This is a genomic window from Pseudomonas protegens, from assembly GCF_003732485.1.
GTDB classification, from domain to species: domain Bacteria; phylum Pseudomonadota; class Gammaproteobacteria; order Pseudomonadales; family Pseudomonadaceae; genus Aquipseudomonas; species Aquipseudomonas protegens_B.
Genome location: NZ_MOAK01000052.1, coordinates 14,853 through 30,684 on the forward strand (window position 1 = coordinate 14,853; position 15,832 = coordinate 30,684).

Here is a 15,832-nt window from a genome sequence, read left to right on the forward strand (position 1 = left end):
GGCGATAAACACCAGGTTGTCGATGCCCAGCACCAGCTCCAGGACGATCAGGGTCAAAAGGCCAAGCCAGGCCGTGGGGTCTGCGATCCATTCCATAACGACGACTCAAGTGCTCCGGAAAATTCAAACGGCCAGGCGCGACGCAGCGCCAAGGTGCAGGCACTGCAAAACCTCGGGTACGGGCGGGTGAAGGCAGGAAGTGGCAAATGCCAGGCAAGTGCAACCGGGAGAATGGCTGCCTGAGCGTCTGGGTCTCAGCGCTACCGGATGGCGCGAGAAGTCATGGGGCAAAGCGAGGAAAGAGCGCCGACTGGGGGGCTCCGAGAGCGTGTTCATGCAAGTCCTGAAGGAAAAAACGGACTTGGAGATTACAGGGAGGGCGAGCCGATTCCCCAGCGGGAAATCATTACAAAACTTTATCCGGCCCGCGGTTCTGAAGCAGGCCGGCACCGTTACAGCGGCTCGGAAATCTCGATCAGGTTCAGGTCCGGGTCCCGCAGGTACACCGAGCGGATCGGGCCAGTGGCGCCGGTGCGCGCCACCGGGCCTTCGATGATCGGCCAGTTGACCTGTTGCAGATGGGCAATCACCTGTTCCAGAGGCACGCTGGCGAAGAAGCACAAATCCAGCGCCCCCGGCACCGGCAGGTGGGCCTTGGGTTCGAACTCCTGGCCGCGCACATGCAGGTTGATCTTCTGGTTGCCGTACTTGAAGGCTTTGCGCCCACCGGCAAAGGTCTCCAGTTGCATGCCCAGCACGCGGACGTAGAAGTCCTCGGCGGCCATCGGGTCGATGGTGGTCAGTACCAGGTGGTCAAGGTGGTCGATCATCGAAGACGCAGCTCCTGAAGCTAGAGGAATGGCCCGGGGATTATGCAACCCGGGCCGTTGCTTGAACATGCCGCTTCAGGCCTTGCTGCGGTACTCGCGTCGTACCTGTTCGATGTAGCGCACCACCGCCGGTGCCTGCTCGAAACGCCGGTGGATCAGCGACAGCCAGGACGTCGCCGAGCTGCCGCCAATCGGCCGGTACAGCACATGGGGCAGGCTGATGTGGCCCACCACCGACTCCGGCACCACCGCCACGCCCTGCCCCAGGGACACCAGGGCCAGTACCGCCACCAGGCCGCCGGGCTGGGGCCCCAGCTTGGGGGCGTAGGCACCCTGGGCCGCCACCTGCAAGGTGCCGCTGATCTGCTCCGGAAGAATGAAGGTTTCATTGAGCAGGTGTTCGGAGGCGATCTGCGGCAGGCGGCACAGCCAGGATTCATCGGACAGCGCCAGGACAAAGCCCTCGGCATCCAGGCGAATGGCCTCGACGCCTTCCGGCAGAGTCATGGGCGAGCGGATGTAGCCCACGTCCAGGCGGCCATCGGCAATCCGCGCCGGCAGCGTCGCCATCGGGCACTCGCGCACGTTGAGGCTGACGTCCGGGCAGTCACGGCCAAAGCCCTGCACCTGTTTCTGCAACAGCCCGGAATACACCGCCGAGGCCACATAGCCCAGTTCGATATGGCCGATCTCGCCGCGCCCGGCACGCTGGGCATTGCGCTGGGCAAACTCGAACTGGCGCACCGTGGCCTCGGCTTCCAGCAGCAGGGTGGCGCCGGCCTCGGTCAGGCTGACCTCGCGCTGCTGGCGCAGGAACAGCCGGGTGCCGAGGGCTTTTTCCATGTCCTGGATCTGCCGACTGAGAGTTGGCGGGGCGATCCCCAATTGCTCGGCGGCGCGGGTGAAATTGCGCTGCCGGGCCACCGCCAGGAAGTAGCGAAAGTGACGAATTTCCATGATAGGCATTAGCTCAAAGGTAATGAACTGGTCGCCAGCGGCTAACAAAGACCGCTAAAGGCCGGGATAAGCTGAGCGAACCTTCACAGTAGAGAGCCTCTGCCATGCGCGTCAAACCCCTGTTTCTGGCAATGATCACCTGCTGCGCGCTGCATACCGCGGCAGCCGAGGAAAGTCGTCCTGTCGTTGCCCACAAGGCAATTCTCACCCTGGACAACGCCCAGCGCCTGCTCAGGGCCGCCCAGCAAACCGCCCAGGCCAAGGGCTGGCCCTGCGCCGTGGTGATCGTCGACGACGGCGGCTGGCCGATACTCGGCGCACGCATGGACGGTGCCCCGGTGGTGGCCGGAATCGAGCTGGCCCAGGGCAAGGCACGCACCTCGGCATTGTTCAAACGGCCTTCCGGGGACCTGGAAAACGCCGTCAATGGCGGCCGCCCCGCCGCCCTCAGCGCCGGCCTGCTGATGATGAAAGGCGCACAGCCGATCATCGTCGACGGCCAGGTGATCGGCGCCATCGGGGTCAGCGCCGACACCCCGGCCCACGACGATGAAATCGCCCTGGCCGCCCTCGCCACCCTCAGTCGGCAGACCGCGCCATGAGCCGCGCCATCAACCCGCGCCTGACCCTGCTGACCGCCTCCGGGGTCTGTTCGCTGATTGTTCTGGACACCAACATCGTCGCCGTGGCCCTGCCGAGCATCGCCCGTGACCTGGGGGCCAACTTCGCCGATATCGAGTGGGTGGTCAGCGCCTACATGCTGGCCTTCGCCGCCCTGCTGCTGCCCGCCGGCAGCCTGGCCGACCGTTTCGGCCGCAAGCGCACCCTGCTCTGCGGCCTGGGCCTGTTCATCCTCGCCTCCCTGGGCTGCGGCGCGGCGCCCAACGCCCTGCTGCTGGACATCGCCCGGGCGCTCAAGGGGGTGGGCGCGGCGCTGCTGCTGACCTCGGCCCTGGCCTCCATCGGCCACACCTTCCATGACGAAGTGGAGCGAGCCAAGGCCTGGGCCTTCTGGGGCGCCTGCATGGGCATGGCGATGACCGCCGCGCCCACGGTCGGCGGGCTGATCACCGAGTACTTCGGCTGGCGCTGGATCTTCTATTTCAACCTGCCGGTAGGTGGGCTGCTGCTGTGGAGCGTGCTGCGCAACGTAGCGGAATCCCGGGATACCCAGGCGGCGCGCCTCGACCCCTGGGGCAGCCTGGCCTTCAGCGCCAGCCTGCTGTGCCTGATCTGGGGCCTGATCGAGGCCAACCGCATCGGCTGGAGCCACCCGGCCACCACCACCCGGCTGCTGGCGGGCGCGGCGCTGCTGGGGCTGTTCGTGCTGATCGAACGCCTGCAAAGCCGGCCCATGGTGGACCTGCAACTGTTCCGCCACCCGCGGTTCATCGGCGCGCTGCTGGGCATGTTCGCCTACGCCGGCTGCGCCCAAGTGATGATGACCCTGCTGCCCTTCTACCTGCAGAACGGCCTGGGCTTCTCCGCCATCGCCTCGGGCCTGGGCATGCTGCCCTTTGCCCTGACCATGCTCATCTGCCCACGCATCGGCGCGCGTCTGGCCGGGCGCTATGCCCCGGCCACGCTGATGGCCGCCGGGCTGACTCTGGTGGGCTGCGGCAACCTGCTCAGCGCGTGGGCAGTGCATGCCGGGGGCTACCTGAGCTTCGCGATGGCGATCGCCGTGACCGGCGCCGGCGCCGGTCTGCTCAATGGCGACACGCAGAAAAACATCATGGCCTGCGTGCCCCGGGAACGCACCGGCATGGCCTCGGGCATGAGCACCACCATGCGCTTCAGCGCCATCATGCTGGCCATCGGTGTATTCGGTGCGTTGCTGGCCAGCCATACCCAGCAACGGCTGCAAGGCAGCCTCAGCCAGGTGCCCGGGTCTTGGCTGGCCCAGGCGCCGGACATCGCCTCGCGGGTGGTGGCCGGGGATATGCAGGGCGCCTTGGCAAGCCTGCCGGAAAGCGCCCGCGCCCTGGTTGAACCCCTGGCCCTGCAAGCCTTTGTCGGCGGCTTCGGGCTGGTGCTGACAGTGGCAGGCATTCTCGCCCTGCTTGGGGCCCTGGTGGTGGGCCGGCTGATGCGCAACCCCCTGCCCCAGGCTCAAGGGTTGGTGCTGAAAACCCAATGAAGCACGGGGTTGCCGGTTGACCCCATGGGCCGCTGCCAAGACAGGCAGCGGCCCACCGCTTGCAATTTCATAACATTCAATAAATTGCTTGAACAACAAATGACCGATTAAGGTACGGCCTTTAGCACCTCCGCCCTCCACCACCCACCGGAGACGCACCGACCATGGACAGCAAAAGTACCGCACTCAAGCAACTGCCGCCCCCCATCAGGGTCGAGTTGCTGCCCCACGATCCGCAGTGGGCCGGCCAGGCGCTCGAGGCGGCCCGGGCACTGCAGGCGGCCCTGGGCAAGACCCTGCTGAAGGTGCACCACGTCGGCTCCACCGCCATCCCGGGGATAGTCGCCAAACCGGTGCTCGACCTGATCCCGGTGGTCAGCTCGCTGGCAGAACTGGACGCCCGGCAAGCGGTGCTGGAGACCCTGGGCTACGTCTGCCGTGGTGAGCTGGGCCTGCCCGGACGGCGCTACTGCAGCAAGGACGACCCCATGAGTGGCCGACGCCTGGTGCAGTTGCATTGCTACGCCCAGGGTTCTGCGGAAATCGAACGGCACCTGGCCTTTCGCAATTACCTGCGTCGGCACCCGGATATCGCCAAGGCCTATGAACGGGAAAAGCTCCGCTGCCAGGCCCTGCACCCAGAGAACTCCCATGCCTACAGCGACAGCAAGGATGCCTGGATCAAACGGGTAGAAGCGCAGGCGCTGCTGGACCACAGGCGTATCAATTGAATGAATGACGAGGTCAATGTGAAGCCTACAAATGTGATTGTGGTCGGTGCCGGCATTGTCGGTGCATCCATCGCCTACCACCTGGCCAGACAGGGCGCGCAGGTCACGGTGGTCGAGCAAGCCAGTCCCGGTTCCGGGGTCACCCGCCATTCCTTTGCCTGGATCAACCCCCACGGCGAATTCCCGGCAGCCGCTCGGCCGCTGCGCTCCCAGGCGCTGGCGGACTATCGGCGCCTGCAGCAGGAGTTGCCCCGATTGCAGATTCAATGGACGGGAGCACTGTGCTATGCCGAAACCGGCCAGGACTCGACAGACACCGATGACCAGGGGCCGATGTCTTCCGCCCACTGGATCGACCGCGCCCGGATCGGCGCGCTTGAACCCAATCTGCAAGTGCTGCCGGAACGCGCCCGGTACGCCCCCGGCGAAGGCAGTCTCGATCCGGTAGCCACCACCCTGGTCCTGCTCGAAGGGGCTCGCGCCCATGGCGCCCGGGTGCTCACCCAGACGCCGGTACAGGGGTTGCTGGTCGAGGGCCGGCGCGTGCTCGGCATCACCACTGCGGCCGGTCCTTGCCTTGCCGACCACGTCGTCCTGGCAGCGGGCTGCGCCACCCCTGCGCTGTTGACCCCCCTGGGAATCCAGCTGCCGGTGCAAGCCTCGCCGTCGATCCTGATCCGCTTTGATGCCCCGCCCGGCCTGGTCAAGACCCTGGTTTCCAACAGCCAGCTGGAGATTCGCGAAGCGGCGGACGGCAGCCTGCTGGCAGCGGAAGACTACATCGACGACAGCGGCCCTCAAGGGCCCGAGGCCATTGCGCAGCAAGCCATGGCCACGATCCGCCGCTTGTTCCGTGGCGCCGAGGAGATAGCCCTGCGCAGCGTTGAGGTCGGTCAGCGCCCGATGCCCCGTGACCAGCTGCCGATCATTGGCTCGAGCGAGCAGTACCAGGGCCTGTATCTGGCGGTGATGCATGCCGGAGTGACCCTGGCACCCACCATTGGCCGCCTGATCAGCCAGGAGTTGCTGCTGGGCCAACGCTGTGCCGAGCTTGCCTCGTGCCGCCCGGCACGTTTGGGCTGACATCACAATCTTGCGGAATCATCCGCCCTCGCCTGTTGTCCTCTTTTGATTGCACGACTTCTTAAGCGGACCGCAGGAGCTCTTCATGGCGAACATCACCATCGCCCAGCAACTGGCAACCACCCTTGAACAGGCCGGGGTCAAGCGTATCTGGGGGCTGACCGGCGACAGCCTCAACGGCCTCACCGACGCTCTGCACAGCATGCAGACCATCGAGTGGATGCATGTGCGCCACGAAGAGGTGGCCGCCTTTGCCGCCGGCGCCGAAGCCGCCACCACCGGGCAACTGGCGGTGTGCGCCGGCAGCTGCGGGCCGGGCAACCTGCACCTGATCAATGGCCTGTTCGACTGTCACCGCAACCATGTGCCGGTACTGGCCATCGCCGCACAGATCCCCTCCTCGGAGATCGGCCTCGGCTATTTTCAGGAAACCCACCCTCAGGAGCTGTTCAAGGAGTGCAGCCACTTCGTCGAACTGGTGAGCAACCCGGCGCAGATGCCCGAGGTGCTGCACCGGGCCATGCGCAGCGCGATCCTCAACCGCGGCGTGGCAGTGGTGGTGATCCCCGGCGACGTGGCCCTGCAACAGGTGCCCGCCGCCAGCAAGCCATGGCCGGCCCTGCACGCACCGCGCACCCTGCCCGCCCCCCACGACCTGGACAAGCTGGTGGAACTGCTGAGCCAGAGCAAGGCCGTGACCCTGCTCTGCGGCAGCGGCTGCGCCGGCGCCCACGATCAGGTGGTGGCCCTGGCCGATGCCCTCGGTGCACCGGTGGTGCACGCCCTGCGCGGCAAGGAGCACGTGGAGTGGGACAACCCCTTCGACGTCGGCATGACCGGCCTGATCGGCTTCAGCTCCGGCTACCACGCCATGCTCAACTGCGACACCCTGGTGATGCTCGGCACCGACTTTCCCTATCGCCAGTTCTACCCCAGCGACGCCTGCGTCATACAGATCGACCGCACCCCCCAGGCCCTGGGCCGGCGAGTGCCGCTGGACCTGGGGATCGCCGCCGACGTCGGCGAAACCCTCGCCGCACTGCTGCCGCGCCTGCCCTATAAGGGTGACCGCCGCTTTCTCGAGGAATCCCTCAAGCACTACGCCAAGGCGCGCCAGGGCCTGGACGACCTGGCCCAGCCCTCGCCCGCGGGCCGGCCGATCCACCCGCAGTACCTGACCCGGCTGCTCAGCGAACTGGCAGACGAAGACGCCATCTTCACTGCCGACGTCGGCACCCCCACGGTGTGGGCCGCGCGCTACCTGAAAATGAACGGCCAGCGGCGCCTGCTGGGCTCTTTCAACCACGGCTCCATGGCCAACGCCATGCCCCAGGCCATGGGCGCCCAGACCGCTTTCCCCCAGCGCCAGGTGATCTCGCTGTCCGGCGATGGCGGATTCAGCATGCTGATGGGCGACTTCATCTCCCTGGCCCAGCTCAAGCTGCCGGTGAAGATCGTGATCTACGACAACGCCTCCCTGGGCTTCGTGGCCATGGAAATGAAGTCCGCCGGCTACCTGGACACCGGCACCGACCTGCACAACCCGGACTTTGCCGCCATGGCCAACGCCATGGGCATTCTCGGCCTGCGGGTGGAAAACTCCGAAGAACTGGAAGGCGCCCTGCGCACCGCCCTGGCCCATGACGGCCCGGTGCTGGTGGACGTGGTCACCGCCACCCAGGAACTGGCCATGCCGCCGGCCATCAAGCTGGAACAGGCCAAGGGCTTCAGCCTGTACATGCTCAAGGCGGTGATGAGCGGGCGTGGCGACGAGGTGATCGAACTGGCCAGGACCAATTGGCTCAAGGACAGTTGGTTCAAGATCACCTAGAAAGGCCCTACCCCCCAGGCAATAAAGCCCCCCTGTCATTGCAGCCTCTAATGAACCCACATTAGAGGCCTGTGTCCATGAAAAGGGTGGCAGTAGCATCCATCGAGGGGGGCGTTGGGAAAACCACCACCTCCGCAGGCCTTGCCTCTTATCCATTAAGACAAGACGTTTCGACTGCACGCCAACGGATTGGCCGTAAGCACAAGCGGGACAAGGAAGCCGTCAGGCTCTATCAGTGATCCGATCATTTTTGAGCGGCTCGCCTCTTTCAAGATCGGCGGCGGATGAAGGCATGCCCAAACTTCAGCCCCCCTCAGCGGCCGACTGATCAGGCGCAAAAAACCTACGCAATATCTTCCTTTAGACCAAATGCCTTTGCTTTTTTGAATGCTAATTCGGAAACGGAAGGTGCATCGCTTTTCCGGCAGGCTAGAGTCTAAATCCGACAAGCACATTGATGTGCCTCTTGCAAGGATGCACAGAGACTGGCGGCCTTCCCCTCCTCACAGACAGCCCGCCTCGAAACAGGGAGTGTTATGAACAAGCCGATCAAGAATATCGTCATCGTGGGCGGCGGCACCGCGGGCTGGATGGCCGCTTCGTACCTCGTCCGGGCTCTCCAACAGCAGGTAAACATCACGCTCATCGAGTCTGCGGCGATCCCCCGGATCGGCGTGGGCGAGGCGACCATCCCGAGTTTGCAGAAGGTGTTCTTCGACTTCCTCGGGATACCGGAGCGGGAGTGGATGCCCCAAGTGAACGGCGCCTTCAAGGCCGCGATCAAGTTCGTGAACTGGAGAAAGTCTCCCGACCCATCGCGCGAAGATTACTTCTACCATTTGTTCGGCAGCGTGCCGAACTGCGACGGCGTGCCGCTTACCCACTACTGGCTGCGCAAGCGCGAACAGGGCTTCCAGCAGCCGATGGAGTACGCGTGCTACCCGCAGCCCGGGGCCCTCGACGGCAAGCTGGCACCCTGCCTGGCCGACGGCACCCGCCAGATGTCCCACGCGTGGCACTTCGACGCGCACCTGGTGGCCGACTTCTTGAAGCGCTGGGCCGTCGAGCGCGGGGTGAATCGCGTGGTCGACGAGGTCGTGGAGGTTCAACTGAACGACCGCGGCTACATCTCCACCCTGTTAACCAAGGAAGGTCGGACGCTGGAGGCGGACCTGTTCATCGACTGCTCCGGCATGCGGGGGCTCCTGATCAATCAGGCCCTGAAGGAACCCTTCATCGACATGTCCGACTACCTGCTGTGCGACAGCGCGGTCGCCAGCGCCGTGCCCAACGACGATGCGCGCGAGGGGGTCGAGCCGTACACCTGCGCGATTGCCATGAACTCGGGATGGACCTGGAAGATTCCGATGCTGGGCCGGTTCGGCAGCGGCTACGTCTTCTCGAGCAAGTTCACCTCGCGCGACCAGGCCACCGCCGACTTCCTCAACCTCTGGGGCCTCTCGGACAATCAGCAGCTCAACCAGATCAAGTTCCGGGTCGGGCGCAACAAGCGGGCGTGGGTCAACAACTGCGTCTCGATCGGGCTGTCGTCGTGCTTTCTGGAGCCCCTGGAATCGACGGGAATCTACTTCATCTACGCGGCGCTTTACCAACTCGTGAAGCACTTCCCCGACACCTCGTTCGACCCGCGGTTGCGCGACGCATTCAACGCCGAGATCGTCTACATGTTCGACGACTGCCGAGACTTCGTCCAGGCGCACTATTTCACCACGACGCGCGAAGACACACCGTTCTGGCTCGCGAACCGACACGAACTGCGGCTCTCGGACGCCATCCAGGAGAAGGTTGAGCGCTACAAGGCCGGGCTGCCGCTGACCACCACCTCGTTCGACGATTCCACGTACTACGAGACCTTCGACTACGAATTCAAGAACTTCTGGTTGAACGGCAACTACTACTGCATCTTTGCCGGCCTGGGCATGCTGCCCGACCGGTCGCTGCCGCTCCTGCAGCACCGACCGGAGTCGATCGAGAAGGCCGAGGCGATGTTCGCCAGCATCCGGCGCGAAGCCGAGCGCCTGCGCACGAGCCTGCCGACGAACTACGACTACCTGCGGTCACTGCGTGACGGCGCGCAGCTGTCGCGCAACCAGCGCGGGCCGACGCTCGCGGCGCAGGAACGCCAGTAGTGGAACGCACCTTGAACCGGGTATCCGCATTCGCGGCCACGCACGCTGCCGTGGCGGCCTGCGATCCGCTACAGGCGCGCGCGCTGGTTCTGCAGCTGCCGGGCCTGAACCGTGACAAGGACGTGCCCGGCATCGTCGGCCTGCTGCGCGAGTTCCTCCCGGTGCGCGGCGTGCCCTCCAGCTGGGGCTTCGTCGAAGCCGCCGCCGCGATGCGGGACATCGGTTTCTTCCTGGGGTCGCTCAAGCGGCACGGACATGAGCCCGTGGACCTGGTGCCCGGGCTTGAACGGGTGCTGCTCGACCTGGCACGGGTGACCGACTTGCCGCCGCGCGAGACACTCCTGCATGTGACGGTCTGGAACCCGGAGGCGGCCGATGCGCAGCGGAGCTACACCGGGCTGCCCGACGAAGCGCACCTGCTCGAGAGCGTGCGCATCTCGATGGCGGCCCTCGAGGCGGCCATCGCGTTGACCGTCGAGCTGTCCGATGTATCCCTGCGCTCGCCCGCGTTCGCACAAGGGTGCGATGAGCTGGAAGCCTACCTGCAGAAAATGGTCGAATCGATCGTCTACGCGTACCGCTTCATCTCGCCCCAGGTCTTCTACGATGAGCTGCGCCCCTTCTACGAACCGATCCGAGTCGGGGGCCAGAGCTACCTCGGCCCCGGTGCCGTAGAAATGCCCCTCTTCGTGCTGGAGCACGTCCTGTGGGGCTCGCAATCGGACGACCCAGCTTATCGAGAATTCAAAGAGACGTACCTGCCCTACGTGCTTCCCGCATACAGGGCGGTCTACGCTCGGTTCTCCACAGAGCCGGCGCTCATCGACCGCACGCTCGACGAGGCGCGAGCGGCGGGTACGCAGGGCGAGCACGTCCGGGCCGGGCTGACAGCCCTCGAGCGGGTCTTCAAGGTCCTGCTGCGCTTCCGGGCGCCTCACCTCAAATTGGCGGAGCGGGCATACGAAGTCGGGCGCAGCGGCCCCACAACCGGCAGCGGGGGCTACGCGCCCAGCATGCTCGGCGATCTACTCACGCTCACCTGTGCCGCGCGGTCCCGCATCCGTGCCGCGCTCGATGAATCCTGATGCGCGCGACCCAGTGTTATCTCACAAGGAGAGTTTGCCCCCATGACTCAGAAGAGCCCCGCGAACGGACACGATAGCAACCACTTCGACGTAATCATCCTCGGTTCGGGCATGTCCGGCACCCAGATGGCGGCCATCCTGGCCAAACAACAGTTTCGCGTGCTGATCATCGAGCAGTCGTCGCACCCGCGGTTCACGATCGGCGAATCGTCGATCCCCGAAACGTCTCTCATGAACCGCATCATCGCTGATCGCTACGACATTCCGGAGCTCGGCCACATCACCTCGTTCTACTCGACGCAGCGTTACGTTTCGTCGAGCACGGGCATCAAGCGCAACTTCGGCTTCGTGTTCCACAAACCTGGCCAGGAGCACGACCCGAAGGAGTTCACGCAGTGCGTCATTCCCGAGCTGCCGTGGGGGCCGGAGAGCCATTATTACCGGCAGGACGTCGACGCCTATCTGTTGCAAGCGGCCATCAAATATGGCTGCACGGTCCGCCAGAAGACGAGCGTGACCGAATATCACGCGGACAAGGACGGCGTCGCGGTGACCACCGCCGAGGGCGAGCGGTTCACCGGCCGGTACATGATCGACTGCGGAGGACCCGGCGCGCCGCTGGCGACCAAGTTCGGGCTCCGCGAAGAGCCGTGTCGCTTCAAGACGCACTCGCGCAGCCTCTACACGCACATGCTCGGGGTCAAGCCGTTTGACGACATCTTCAAGGTCAAAGGGCAGCGCTGGCGCTGGCACGAAGGGACCTTGCACCACATGTTCACGGGCGGCTGGCTCTGGGTGATTCCGTTCAACAACCACCCGCGGTCGACCAATAACCTGGTGAGCGTCGGCCTGCAGCTCGACCCGCGTGTCTACCCGAAAACCGACATTCCCGCGCAGCAGGAATTCGACGAGTTCCTCGCGCGGTTCCCGAGCATCGGCGCTCAGTTCCGGGACGCCGTGCCGGTGCGCGACTGGGTCAAGACCGACCGCCTGCAGTTCTCGTCGAACGCCTGCGTCGGCGACCGCTACTGCCTGATGCTGCACGCGAACGGGTTCATCGACCCGCTCTTCTCCCGGGGGCTCGAGAACACCGCGGTGACCATCCACGCGCTCGCGGCGCGCCTCATCAAGGCGCTACGCGACGACGACTTCTCCCCCGAGCGCTTCGAGTACATCGAGCGCCTGCAGCAAAAGCTTTTGGACCACAACGACGACTTCGTCAGCTGCTGCTACACGGCGTTCTCGGACTTCCGCCTATGGGACGCGTTCCACCGGCTGTGGGCGGTCGGCACTATCCTCGGGCAGTTCCGGCTGGTGCAAGCCCACGCGAGGTTTCGCGCGTCGCGCGACGAGGGCGACCTCGACCACCTCGACAACGACCCGCCGTACCTCGGGTACCTGTGCGCGGACATGGAGCAGTACTACCAGTTGTTCAACGACGCCAAAGCCGAGGTCGAGGCTGTGAGCGCCGGGCACAAGTCGGCGGAGGAGGCCGCGGTGCGGATTCACGCCCTCATCGACGAACGAGACTTCGCCAAGCCGATGTTCGGCTTCGGGTACTGCATCACCGGGGACAAGCCGCAGCTCAACAACTCGAAGTACAGCCTGATACCGGCGATGAAGCTGATGTACTGGACGCAAACCCGCGCGCCGGCAGAGGTGAAGAAGTACTTCGACTACAACCCGATGTTCGCGCTGCTCAAGGCGTACATCACCACCCGCATCGGCTTGGCTCTGAAGAAGTAGTCGGCCAAGGACGGCACACACGCGATGAACAACATTCAATTGGATCAAGCGAGCGTCAAGAAGCATCCCCCGGGGGCGTACGACGCGACCACACGCGTGGCCGCGAGCTGGTACGTCGCGATGCGCTCGAACGACCTCAGGGACAAGCCGAAGGAGTTGACGCTCTTTGGCCGTCCGTACGTGGCGTGGCGCGCAGCGACGGGGCAGGCCGTGGTGATGGACCGCCACTGCTCGCACCTGGGCGCGAACCTGGCTGACGGGCGGATCAAGGACGGGTGCATCCAATGCCCGTTTCACCACTGGCGCTACGACGAGCAAGGCAAGTGCGTTCACATCCCCGGCCACAGCGAGGTGGTGCGCCAGCTTGAGCCGGTGCCACGCGCGGCGCGCCAGCCGACGTTGGTCACCATCGAGCGATACGGCTACGTGTGGGTCTGGTACGGCTCCCCGCAGCCGCTGCACCCGCTGCCCGAAATCACCGCAGCCGACGTCGACAACGGCGACTTCATGCACCTGCACTTCGCGTTCGAGACGACGACGGCGGTCTTGCGGATCGTCGAGAACTTCTACGACGCGCAGCACGCAACCCCCGTGCACGCGCTCCCGATCTCGGCCTTCGAGCTCAAGCTCTTCGACGACTGGAGCCGGTGGCCGGAGGTTGAGTCGCTGGCCCGGGCGGGCGCGTGGTTCGGTGCCGGGATCGACTTCCACGTGAACCGCTACTTCGGCCCCCTCGGCATGCTGTCGCGCGCGCTCGGCCTGAACATGTCGCAGATGAACCTGCACTTCGACGGCTACCCCGGCGGGTGCGTCATGACCGTTGCCCTGGACGCAGACGTCAAATACAAACTGCTCCAGTGTGTGACACCGGTGAGCGACGGCAAGAACATCATGCACATGCTCATCTCGATCAAGAAGGTGGGCGGCGTCCTGCGCCGTGCGACCGACTTCGTGCTGTTCGGGCTGCAGACCAGACAGGCAGCGGGGTACGACGTCAAAATCTGGAACGGGATGAAGCCCGACGGCGGCGGCGCGTACAGCAAGTACGACAAGCTCGTGCTCAAGTACCGTGCGTTCTACCGCGGCTGGGTCGACCGTGTCGCGAGTGAGCGGTAATGCGTGAGGCCGAGCCGGTAGCGGCCGGGTCGCGCTGCCCGGCGCGTGCGAACCTTTCGAGCTGCGTCACGGTGATCACGGCGTACGGCGCGGCGGACCCGCTTGGGCGCGCGGCCACCCGCTTGGTGTCGGTGTCGCTCTTTGCGAGGTATTCATGACCATCTGGCTGTTGCAACTCGTGCTGGTGATCGCGCTCTGCAACCTCTGCGGCCGCCTTGCCGAACGGCTCGGCCAGTGCGCGGTGGTCGGCGAGATCGCGGCCGGCCTGCTGTTGGGGCCTTCGCTGTTCGGCGTGATCGCACCGAGTTTCTACGACCTGTTGTTCGGCCCACGTACGCTGTCAGCCATGGCGCAAGTCGGCGAAGTCGGCCTGATACTGCTGATGTTTCAGATCGGTCTGCATATGGAGTTGAGCGAGACGCTGCGCGGCAAGCGCTGGCGCATACCTGTCGCGATCGCGGCGGGCGGGCTCATCGCGCCGGCCGCGATCGGCATGATCGTCGCCATCGTCTCGAAAGATACGCTCGCCAGCGACGTACCGGCGCTGCCCTACATACTCTTCTGCGGTGTCGCACTTGCGGTATCAGCGGTGCCGGTGATGGCGCGCATCATCGACGACCTGGCGCTCGGCGCCATGGTCGGCGCACGGCACGCAATGTCTGCCGCGATGCTGACGGATGCGCTCGGCTGGATGCTGCTGGCAACGATTGCCTCGCTATCGAGCGGGCCTGGCTGGGCATTTGCGCACATGCTCGTCAGCCTGCTCGTGTACCTGGTGCTATGCGCGCTCCTGGTGCGCTTCGTGGTGCGACCGGTGCTTGCGCGGCTCGCCTCGACTGCGCATGCGACGCGCGACCGCTTGGCCGTGTTGCTCTGCTTTGTAATAGCCTCGGCACTCGCGACGTCGCTGATCGGATTCCATAGTGCATTTGGCGCACTTGCGGCGGCGCTGTTCGTGCGGCGCGTGCCCGGCGTCGCGAAGGAGTGGCGCGATAACGTCGAAGGTTTCGTCAAGCTTGTACTGATGCCGGTGTTCTTCGCGTGTGCGGGGCTGCATGCGTCGGTCGGCACGATCGACGACGCGGCATCCTGGATGTGGTGCGGGGTATTCCTCGTGGGCGGATTCATCGGCAAGTTCGGCGGCAGCTATCTGGGCGCGCGTGGCACTGGGCTGGCGCCACACGATGCGATGCTGGTGAGCTCGTTGATGAATACGCGCGGGTTGATGGAGCTAATCGTCCTGTCCATCGGCCTGCAAATGCAGATTCTTCCGCCAAAGGTCTACACGATCCTCGTGGTGTTCGCGCTGGTGACGACGGCGCTGACCGCACCGCTGGTTCGATTCACGCTGCGCGTGCAATCGCGCGCACTGAGCCAACAGGCCGTCTGAGCCAGCTTGAGGGGAGAGCTCACCATGAATGCTGCCACCGAAACCAAAGTTCACGATTTGCTCGACGCCGAGGGCCGCGATGTCCGCGATGTCCGTGAACTGCGCAACGTGCTGGGGCAGTTTGCTACCGGTGTGACCGTGATCACCACCCGCACCGCTGACGGCCGCAACGTCGGTGTGACCGCCAACTCGTTCTCCTCACTGTCGCTGTCGCCGGCGCTGGTGCTCTGGAGCCTGGCGCGCACGGCACCGAGCCTGAAGTTTTTTTGCTCGGCGAGCCACTTCGCCATCAACGTGCTGGGCGCGCACCAGCACCACCTGTCGGAGCAGTTCGCACGGGCAGCCGCTGACAAGTTCGCCGGTGTAGCTCATTCCTATGGCAAGGCGGGAGCCCCGGTGCTGGACGGTGTGGTGGCAGTGCTGGTGTGCCGTAACGTCACCCAGTACGAGGGCGGTGACCACCTGATCTTCATTGGCGAGATCGAACAATACCGCTACAGCGGCGCAGAACCGCTGGTCTTCCATGCAGGCCAGTACCGGGGTCTAGGGAGCAATAGAGCAGAAAGCGTTCTCAAGCACGAATAGCCCGGCTCATGTGATCTTTTGCCGGGAAGGGTCACTGATCCAGGTGTCCCTTGATGTGGCAGCAGCTCGACCTCACTGGCTCGCTGCGCAGCGCCCCGGCGAACAACCAGCCCGACCGCCCAAGCGCCCGCGACAGCTATTTGTAGTTCCCCTCCTCCTCCTCCTCCTCCTCCTCCTCCTCCTCCTCC

Annotated in this window: 14 protein-coding genes; 11 read left to right on the top strand and 3 right to left on the bottom strand. The window is 64.9% G+C overall.

Translation table 11 applies throughout. The features are described from left to right. The 3 genes from BLX41_RS35245 to BLX41_RS13055 all read right to left on the bottom strand — a co-directional run. Positions 1–96 (bottom strand): hypothetical protein (locus BLX41_RS35245; RefSeq protein ID WP_259744825.1); only part of this gene is annotated, 96 nt, incomplete at its 3' end. 356 nt (positions 97–452) lie between these two features. Continuing rightward, positions 453–830, bottom strand: coding sequence for a VOC family protein (locus BLX41_RS13050; protein ID WP_123725212.1), 378 nt, complete (start codon positions 828–830; stop codon positions 453–455). 75 nt (positions 831–905) lie between these two features. Then, positions 906–1,787 carry a LysR family transcriptional regulator gene (locus tag BLX41_RS13055; RefSeq protein WP_185073525.1) on the bottom strand — a complete coding sequence of 294 codons (882 nt, stop codon included), beginning with the start codon at positions 1,785–1,787 and terminating at the stop codon, positions 906–908. A gap of 104 nt (positions 1,788–1,891) precedes the next feature. On the opposite strand from BLX41_RS13055, the gene BLX41_RS13060 reads away from it, so the two are divergent. The 11 genes from BLX41_RS13060 (at position 1,892) to BLX41_RS13120 (ending at position 15,644) form a co-directional block, all read left to right on the top strand. Beyond that, entirely contained in the window at positions 1,892–2,389 is a 498-nt protein-coding gene (locus tag BLX41_RS13060) for a GlcG/HbpS family heme-binding protein (protein ID WP_123725214.1), read from the top strand. Beyond that, positions 2,386–3,927, top strand: a complete 1,542-nt coding sequence (locus BLX41_RS13065) for an MFS transporter (protein WP_123725215.1) — start codon at positions 2,386–2,388, stop codon at positions 3,925–3,927. The genes BLX41_RS13060 and BLX41_RS13065 overlap by 4 nt, the downstream gene beginning before the upstream one ends. 164 nt (positions 3,928–4,091) lie before the next feature. Then, positions 4,092–4,658, top strand: coding sequence for a GrpB family protein (locus BLX41_RS13070; RefSeq protein ID WP_221179207.1), 567 nt, complete (start codon positions 4,092–4,094; stop codon positions 4,656–4,658). Continuing rightward, on the top strand, positions 4,659–5,741 hold the full coding sequence (locus BLX41_RS13075) for an NAD(P)/FAD-dependent oxidoreductase (RefSeq protein WP_123725216.1): 1,083 nt from the start codon (positions 4,659–4,661) through the stop codon (positions 5,739–5,741). Between the two features lie 85 nt (positions 5,742–5,826). Then, complete coding sequence (gene poxB / locus BLX41_RS13080; protein ID WP_123725217.1) at positions 5,827–7,572, top strand: ubiquinone-dependent pyruvate dehydrogenase; 1,746 nt, start codon at positions 5,827–5,829, stop codon at positions 7,570–7,572. 536 nt (positions 7,573–8,108) lie between these two features. Then, positions 8,109–9,722: a tryptophan halogenase family protein gene (locus BLX41_RS13090; protein WP_123725218.1), complete on the top strand. Its 1,614-nt coding sequence runs from the start codon at positions 8,109–8,111 to the stop codon at positions 9,720–9,722. After that, complete coding sequence (locus BLX41_RS13095; protein WP_123725219.1) at positions 9,722–10,807, top strand: monodechloroaminopyrrolnitrin synthase PrnB family protein; 1,086 nt, start codon at positions 9,722–9,724, stop codon at positions 10,805–10,807. Before BLX41_RS13090 ends, BLX41_RS13095 begins: the two co-directional genes overlap by 1 nt. Before the next feature lie 42 nt (positions 10,808–10,849). Then, positions 10,850–12,553: an NAD(P)/FAD-dependent oxidoreductase gene (locus BLX41_RS13100; RefSeq protein ID WP_123725220.1), complete on the top strand. Its 1,704-nt coding sequence runs from the start codon at positions 10,850–10,852 to the stop codon at positions 12,551–12,553. 24 nt (positions 12,554–12,577) lie between these two features. Beyond that, positions 12,578–13,669, top strand: coding sequence for a Rieske 2Fe-2S domain-containing protein (locus tag BLX41_RS13105; RefSeq protein WP_123725221.1), 1,092 nt, complete (start codon positions 12,578–12,580; stop codon positions 13,667–13,669). Positions 13,670–13,823: 154 nt separating this feature from the next. Then, entirely contained in the window at positions 13,824–15,059 is a 1,236-nt protein-coding gene (locus tag BLX41_RS13115) for a cation:proton antiporter (protein ID WP_123725223.1), read from the top strand. A gap of 24 nt (positions 15,060–15,083) precedes the next feature. Beyond that, positions 15,084–15,644 (top strand): flavin reductase family protein, encoded by a 561-nt coding sequence (locus BLX41_RS13120; protein WP_123725224.1) that lies wholly within the window; start codon positions 15,084–15,086, stop codon positions 15,642–15,644. Positions 15,645–15,832 lie beyond the last annotated feature (188 nt).

What these genes read in the sequence shown, in the direction of transcription:
- BLX41_RS13050 (WP_123725212.1), bottom strand. Translation starts at nt 830, where the DNA reads ATGATCGACCACCTTGACCACCTGGTACTGACCACCATCGACCCGATG.
- BLX41_RS13055 (WP_185073525.1), bottom strand. Translation starts at nt 1,787, where the DNA reads ATGGAAATTCGTCACTTTCGCTACTTCCTGGCGGTGGCCCGGCAGCGC.
- BLX41_RS13060 (WP_123725214.1), top strand. Translation starts at nt 1,892, where the DNA reads ATGCGCGTCAAACCCCTGTTTCTGGCAATGATCACCTGCTGCGCGCTG.
- BLX41_RS13065 (WP_123725215.1), top strand. Translation starts at nt 2,386, where the DNA reads ATGAGCCGCGCCATCAACCCGCGCCTGACCCTGCTGACCGCCTCCGGG.
- BLX41_RS13070 (WP_221179207.1), top strand. Translation starts at nt 4,092, where the DNA reads ATGGACAGCAAAAGTACCGCACTCAAGCAACTGCCGCCCCCCATCAGG.
- BLX41_RS13075 (WP_123725216.1), top strand. Translation starts at nt 4,659, where the DNA reads ATGAATGACGAGGTCAATGTGAAGCCTACAAATGTGATTGTGGTCGGT.
- poxB (WP_123725217.1), top strand. Translation starts at nt 5,827, where the DNA reads ATGGCGAACATCACCATCGCCCAGCAACTGGCAACCACCCTTGAACAG.
- BLX41_RS13090 (WP_123725218.1), top strand. Translation starts at nt 8,109, where the DNA reads ATGAACAAGCCGATCAAGAATATCGTCATCGTGGGCGGCGGCACCGCG.
- BLX41_RS13100 (WP_123725220.1), top strand. Translation starts at nt 10,850, where the DNA reads ATGACTCAGAAGAGCCCCGCGAACGGACACGATAGCAACCACTTCGAC.
- BLX41_RS13105 (WP_123725221.1), top strand. Translation starts at nt 12,578, where the DNA reads ATGAACAACATTCAATTGGATCAAGCGAGCGTCAAGAAGCATCCCCCG.
- BLX41_RS13115 (WP_123725223.1), top strand. Translation starts at nt 13,824, where the DNA reads ATGACCATCTGGCTGTTGCAACTCGTGCTGGTGATCGCGCTCTGCAAC.
- BLX41_RS13120 (WP_123725224.1), top strand. Translation starts at nt 15,084, where the DNA reads ATGAATGCTGCCACCGAAACCAAAGTTCACGATTTGCTCGACGCCGAG.